Below are 6,902 nucleotides of genomic sequence, written 5' to 3' on the forward strand. Positions count from 1 at the left end.
TTTAGCTCATCACTTTTCTTTTACTTAAATTTTTTATTTAATTTTTCAATTTCAGATTTTGTTGAAAAATATATTAATGCCCAAATTATTAAATATATTATTACAAAAAATATTAAAGAAATAAGCGCTGTTTTTATATCAGGTAGCCATTTTAGGTATAATCCTACTATTACAAAATATATGGCTAGAATTGAAAAATGAATAAGACTTGCCTTTAACAAATTATCTTCTTTTATTATTTTATCTCCAATAGAAGATACTATTCCAAAACCACCATATAAGATTATCTCAATAATTCTTGCTTTTAAAAGTGAGTCTTGTCCATTTAAAAATTCTGGAACTCCCAAAGTGATTTCTCCTATAGCAAGGGAAATAAATATTTCTATGATACTTCCAATTCCAACTCCTATCAAAAATGATGCTAATAAATTTTTTAAATATTTCATAATTTCCTCCTAAAATCCTAAGGCTTTTTTAAATTCTTTCAAATATCTCCTGGAAACATAGGAAATGCTTCCGTTTTTAAATTCTACTGCTATTGTTCCTTTAAAAGAAAGGTCTAGTTTTTTTACATAATCAAGATTTATAATTTCATATCTTGAAATTTTTATAAATTTATTTTTGTTTAGCCTTTCGTAAAGCTCGTAAAGTCTTATTCTTGACTTATACTCTCCATTTTTACATTCAATAAATACATTTTTATCCTTAGTTATGCACCTTATAATTTCCTCATATTCCAAAAGATAAATTTCATCATCTTTAAAAACAACAAGTTTATCAATATTGGTAGTTTCAAGACTTCTTTTTATATTTTCAATATCTTCGTTATATGAAGGAGCATAAATTTTTACAAGACTTTCATCTAAACTTTCATCAATTATTAATTCGACTTTCATTAAATCCTCCTTGTGTTTATATAATACATAAAAATTTTTGCCTTGACTACAAAATTTGGACAAGCGGTTACTAAAAAGTTATAAGCGGTTTTTATCAAAAAATTTGAAGGAAATAAGTGTAGAATAAATAAATATTAAAACTATATTTAAAATCTAGTTTTTATAAGAAAAAAATTAAAAAAAATAAATTTTTTTGAAAAAATATTTTAAATTTTCATTTTTTGAAATCGGCGAAAAGTATTGATAAAGCTGAATTTATAACGTTATCACATTAATAATTTACCGTGCTTGCAATTTATCTTGATAAAGTATATAATTAGATAAAACAAGGAGGAAATATGATTAAGTACATAATAAAGAGAATTTTACAAGCAATAGCAGTTTTGCTTTTGGTAACTTGTATTACTTTTTTTCTCATGAAGCTCGTGCCTGGTTCACCTTTTGCAAGTGAAAAATCTCAATCGCCTGAGGTGTTAGAGGCTTTAAATAAAAAATATGGATTAGACCAACCTTATTCTGTGCAACTAAAAAAATTTATTGTAAATGCAGTTCACGGAGAATTTGGTGTATCTTTAAAAATGCAAAAAAACAGACCAGTTATCGATATTATAAAAGAAATGCTTCCAACAAGTGTAAAACTTGGACTTATCGCACTTTTGTGGGCGACTTTGGTGGGAGTTCCTTTAGGTGCTCTCGCAGCTTATCACAGGGGCGAAAAGTTGGATTCATTTTTGAGGGTTTTGACAACCATAGGAATTTCCGCTCCTGGCTTTGTAGTAGCAACTCTCCTACTTTTATTTTTTGGTGTAAAATTAAAAATTTTTCCAACAATGGGACTTAACACTGTTGGCTCTTATTTTATGCCATGTTTTTCTTTAGGATTTTATCCTATGTGCTACATAGCAAGGTTGTCAAGATCATCAATGCTTGATGCAATTGGTCAAGATTATATTAGAACAGCAAGGGCAAAGGGAGTTTCTGAAGGAAAAATTTTATTTAAACACGCCCTAAAAAATGCTTTTATTCCAGTTTTAACTTATCTTGGACCACTTACTGCTGGAATTATTACAGGATCTATGGTAGTTGAATCAGTTTTTTCTGTTCAAGGACTTGGTAGATATTTTATTAACTCAGTTTTAAATAGAGATTATCCAATAATAATGGCGACAACACTTTTTTTTGCCTTTATGGTAATTGTTATGAATATGGTTGTTGATATTTTATACAGATTTATAGATCCAAGAATAGACTTAACTAAAGGAGATTAGTATGGAAGATTTATTTAGTTTAAATTCAAAATTAAAATTAGAGGAATATGAATTTTCATCTGATGATTTTGAGCTTGCTTCTGAAAGCTCAAAAGAAAATTTCATGACCAAAACTCCTCCAACTTCCTATCTTCAAGATGCCTTACGAAGGCTAAAAGAAAATAAAGTTGCTATGGTTTCTATTGGATTTTTGATAATTGTTTGTATCTTTGCTTTTATCGGACCATTTTTAGTAAAAGGAGATTACACAACACAATACAGAGGCGATGAAAATTTATTTCCTTGTCTTAGGTATCCTTTTGGAACTGATAAATTAGGAAGAGATTTGATGGTTCGTACAATGTATGGAACTAGAGTTTCACTTATAGTTGGAATTTTTGCATCATTTATTGTTTTGATAATAGGAACAATTTATGGAGCAATTTCAGGATATTTTGGTGGAAGAGTAGATGCTATAATGATGAGAATTTTGGATTTGATTTATTCAATTCCAGATGTACTTGTAGTAATTTTATTATCAATTGGTATATCACAACCTATGAAATCTTTTGTGAATTCATCATCATCAGAATTTGCGAAAAAAATTGGTGTTCTAGGACCTGCTCTTATTTCAATATTTATTGCCTTTGGTCTACTTTATTGGGTAGGAATGGCAAGAATTATAAGAGGACAAGTTTTAATGCTAAAAAAACAAGAATTTGTTACAGCAGTTGAAGCTTTGGGTGGTTCTAAAAAAAGAATAATTAGAAGGCACTTGTTTCCAAATTGTATAGGACAAGTAATAGTTATGACAGCCATGCAAATACCATCAGCAATATTTCTAGAATCATTCTTATCATTTTTGGGAATTGGAGTTTCAGCACCTATGACATCCCTTGGTGCTTTGGCAGCAGATGCTCTTGGAGGAATTTATTCCTACGCTTATAGATTAATAATTCCTTCTTTACTATTAAGTTTGATGATTTTATCATTGAATTTATTTGCAGACGGACTAAGAGATGCCTTAGATCCAAGGTTGAAAAAATAGGTGGCTTATGGAAAATATAAAAGAAAATAAAAAAGAAGTTTTAAAAATTGAAGATTTAAGCATATCATTTTACACACCTGTTGGAGAAGTTAAGGCAGTTGATTCAATAAATTATACCCTACACGAAAATGAAATTATGGGAATAGTTGGAGAATCTGGCTCTGGAAAATCTGTAGAAAGTTATGGCATAATGGGACTTTTACAAGAGCCAGGTAAGGTAAAATCAGGAAAAATTCTCTATAAGGGAGAAAATGTTCTTGATTATGACAAAAATAAAATGAGTGAATTTAGGGGAGCAAAATGCTCCATGATTTTTCAAAATCCAATGACTTGCCTAAATCCAGTTTATACAATTGGAAATCAACTTATGGAAGCTTTGTTGGTACATAAAAAATGTTCAAAAGATGAGGCCTACCAAAAGGCTGTTGATATGCTTGATAGCGTTGGAATTTCAAATCCCAAAAGACGTATGAAACAATATCCTCACGAATTATCAGGAGGAATGAGGCAAAGGGTAATGATTGGAATGGGACTTATTTGCGAACCAGATATTTTGATAGCAGATGAGCCGACAACAGCTCTTGACGTAACAATTCAAGCGCAAATTCTTGAATTAATAAAAGAATTTCAAAATAAATCAAAAATGAGTGTAATTTTTATCACTCACAACCTTGCAGTAGTTGCACAAATTTGTGATACAGTTAGTGTAATGTATGCAGGAAGAATTGTAGAACAAGGAAGTGTAGAAGAAATATTTTACAATCCTAAACATCCTTACACCAAGGGGCTTTTAAAATCAATGCCAAGAATTGATTCAAAAGAACAAGTAAGGCTTGAAAGTATAAAAGGAACTCCTGTGGATATGCTAAATCCACCAGAAGGATGTGGATTTTCGACAAGATGCGAACATTGCATGAATATTTGTCTAAAAAAAGAACCACCAATGCTTGAAATGGGAAATGGACACAGATCAAAATGTTTCCTACACATAAAGGAGTCAATAAATGGAAGATAATAAATTATTAATATGTGAAAATATAGTAAAACATTTTGAAGTTCAATCTTCCTTTAATAAAGTAAGCAAAGTTCATGCAGTAGATAATGTATCCTTTTTTATAAGAAAAGGAGAAACACTTGGAATTGTAGGAGAATCTGGTTGTGGAAAAACAACACTCGGAAGAACAATTCTAAGATTACACGAACCGACAAGTGGAAAAATAATCTATGATGGAGAAACAATTTTTGATAGCGAAAAAAATATTCGCCCAGAAATGTATAAATTAAGAAGAAAAATGCAAATAATTTTTCAAGATCCATCAGCATCCCTTGATCCAAGAATGACAGTTCAAGAAATTGTTGGAGAGGCTTTAGACATTCACGGCCTATACAAAAAAAATAGACAAGAAAGAATAAATGAACTTTTAAAAACAGTAGGATTAAACGAAGAACACTCAAATAGGTATCCTCACGAATTTTCAGGAGGACAACAACAAAGGATAGGAATTGCAAGAGCACTTGCAGTTGAGCCAGAATTTATTGTTTGTGATGAGCCGATTTCAGCTTTAGATGTATCGATCCAAGCACAAATTGTAAATATGCTAGAAGATATGCAAAAAGAAATGGGGCTTACATATTTATTTATAGCTCACGACCTATCAGTTGTAAAACATATTTCAGATAGGATTGGAGTAATGTATTTGGGAAAAATGGTTGAGCTTGTTGATGCCGAAAGACTTTATGAAAACCCATTACATCCTTACACCCAATCCCTACTCACAGCTATACCAGTTCCAGATCCCAAACTTACTAGATCGTTAAAAAGAATAAAGCTAGAAGGAGAAGTTCCATCGGCGATTAATCCGCCAAAAGGTTGTAGGTTTCATGAAAGATGTCCGTATGCGACAGAAATTTGTAAAAAGGAAGAGCCGGAGTTTAGAGAAGTAGAAGAAGGACACTATGTAAGTTGTCACAATTTAGGAGGTAATAAAAATGAAAATGAAGGCTAAATTGTTAGTAGGCTTGTTGAGTTTATCAATGCTGTTTACAGGATGTGGAGGAAACAATTCTAAAAGCAATGATAGTAGCAATTCTAATGTTGCAACAAACGAAGAAGAAGGCAAAAAAGATGGAGTATTGGATATAAATATTGCATCAGAACCAGAAACAATAGATCCACAATTAAATACATCAGCTGATGGTGGATTGATGATTTCTCATTTGTTTGAATCCTTAATCAGATGGGATGACGATGGAAAAGGAAATGCAATTTTAAAACCAGGTCTTGCAGAAAAATGGGATGTATCTGAAGATGGTTTGACATGGACTTTTAAATTAAGAGATGCAAAATGGTCAGACGGAAAACCAATTACTGCAAATGATTTTGTATATGCTTGGAACAGACTTGTTGATCCAAAAACTGGAGCAGATTATGAATATATGCTTGATATGGTAAAAGGATATGACGATAAAAAATTAGATATTTCTGCACCAGATGATAAAACATTCGTAGTAAATTTAGGTGTAAAATGTCCATACTTTGAAGAAATTTGTGCTTTCCCAGCAGTAATGCCAGTAAGAAAAGATATAGTTGAGAAAAATGAAACTTGGACAACTTCCCCAGATACATTAGTATCATCTGGACCTTACAAACTTGAAAAATGGGAACACAACCAAACACTTACAATGGTTAAAAACCCAGAGTATTATGATGCAAAATCAGTTAAGGCTGAAAAATTATCTTTCCATTTACAAGATGATCAAAACGCAATCTATGCTGCTTATAGATCAGGAGATTTGGATTTTGTAAACTCAGCACCACAAGAAGAAATTAAAAAACTTCTAGATACAAAAGAATTAAAGACTCTTCCATACGTAGGAACATATTTTGTATGTTTCAATACAGAAAAGAAACCATTTGACGATCCAAAAGTAAGAAAAGCATTCTCACTTGCAATTGATAGAAACTTTATAGTTGATCAAGTTACAGGAAGAGGAGAAAAAGCTGCTAGCGGTTTTGTACCAGCAGGAGTTTATGATGCAGATGGAGCTAAAGGCGATGACTTTAGAACAGTTGGTGGAGATTATTATTCAATAAAATCTGACGATTATGAAAAAAATATTAAAGAAGCCAAAAAACTTATGGAAGAAGCTGGATTTAAAGACGGCAAGGGCTTCCCACAAATTGATTATCTATACAATACAGACGATAACCACAAGGCTATAGCAGAAGCTTTACAAAATATGTGGCAAGAAAATCTAGGCGTTCAAGTTAATCTTCAAAACCAAGATTGGAATGTATTCTTGAAAGAAAGAAAAGAAGGAAACTACAATATAGCAAGACACGGATGGATTGCTGACTACAACGATCCAATGAGCTTTATCGATATGTGGTTAACAGGCGGTGGAAATAACGACGCTCAATATAAAAATGAAGAATTTGATAAATATGTAAAAGCAGCTAAAGCAACATCAGATCAAAAAGAAAGAATGGAAAATATGCACAAGGCTGAAGACATATTAATAAAAGATGATTCAGTAGTAGCTCCAATTTATTTCTATGTAAATCCATACATGATGAAACCAAATATCAAAGGAATGTACTACACACCACTTGGATATTTCTTCTTTAAATCAGCAACAGGATTCTAAAAAAATTATAGTAAGTAGGGAAATTTAAAAATAAAAAGGTGATGATTCAGAATATAATTCTGA

The 6,902-nt window shown here is 31.3% G+C and carries 7 protein-coding genes; 5 read left to right on the forward strand and 2 right to left on the reverse strand.

What is annotated here, in order from left to right:
• Positions 1-20: 20 nt before the first annotated feature.
• Complete coding sequence (locus HMPREF0078_RS00300; RefSeq protein WP_004838014.1) at positions 21-446, reverse strand: DUF3021 domain-containing protein; 426 nt, start codon at positions 444-446, stop codon at positions 21-23.
• 9 nt (positions 447-455) lie between these two features.
• Complete coding sequence (locus HMPREF0078_RS00305) at positions 456-896, reverse strand: LytTR family DNA-binding domain-containing protein (RefSeq protein WP_004838015.1); 441 nt, start codon at positions 894-896, stop codon at positions 456-458.
• A 338-nt stretch (positions 897-1,234) separates the two neighbouring features.
• On the opposite strand from HMPREF0078_RS00305, the gene HMPREF0078_RS00310 reads away from it, so the two are divergent.
• The 5 genes from HMPREF0078_RS00310 to HMPREF0078_RS00330 are packed head-to-tail and all read left to right on the forward strand — an operon-like array spanning position 1,235 to position 6,839.
• Positions 1,235-2,164, forward strand: coding sequence for an ABC transporter permease (locus tag HMPREF0078_RS00310; RefSeq protein ID WP_004838016.1), 930 nt, complete (start codon positions 1,235-1,237; stop codon positions 2,162-2,164).
• Between the two features lies 1 nt (position 2,165).
• Complete coding sequence (locus HMPREF0078_RS00315; RefSeq protein WP_004838017.1) at positions 2,166-3,191, forward strand: ABC transporter permease; 1,026 nt, start codon at positions 2,166-2,168, stop codon at positions 3,189-3,191.
• A gap of 7 nt (positions 3,192-3,198) precedes the next feature.
• Positions 3,199-4,206, forward strand: coding sequence for an ABC transporter ATP-binding protein (locus HMPREF0078_RS00320; protein ID WP_004838018.1), 1,008 nt, complete (start codon positions 3,199-3,201; stop codon positions 4,204-4,206).
• Positions 4,196-5,197 carry an ABC transporter ATP-binding protein gene (locus HMPREF0078_RS00325; RefSeq protein ID WP_004838019.1) on the forward strand — a complete coding sequence of 334 codons (1,002 nt, stop codon included), beginning with the start codon at positions 4,196-4,198 and terminating at the stop codon, positions 5,195-5,197. The genes HMPREF0078_RS00320 and HMPREF0078_RS00325 overlap by 11 nt, the downstream gene beginning before the upstream one ends.
• Complete coding sequence (locus tag HMPREF0078_RS00330; RefSeq protein ID WP_004838020.1) at positions 5,181-6,839, forward strand: peptide ABC transporter substrate-binding protein; 1,659 nt, start codon at positions 5,181-5,183, stop codon at positions 6,837-6,839. The genes HMPREF0078_RS00325 and HMPREF0078_RS00330 overlap by 17 nt, the downstream gene beginning before the upstream one ends.
• The last annotated feature ends 63 nt before the right edge of the window (positions 6,840-6,902 follow it).

Origin of the sequence: Anaerococcus vaginalis ATCC 51170 (genome assembly GCF_000163295.1) — a bacterium.
In the GTDB taxonomy this organism is placed as follows: domain Bacteria; phylum Bacillota; class Clostridia; order Tissierellales; family Peptoniphilaceae; genus Anaerococcus; species Anaerococcus vaginalis.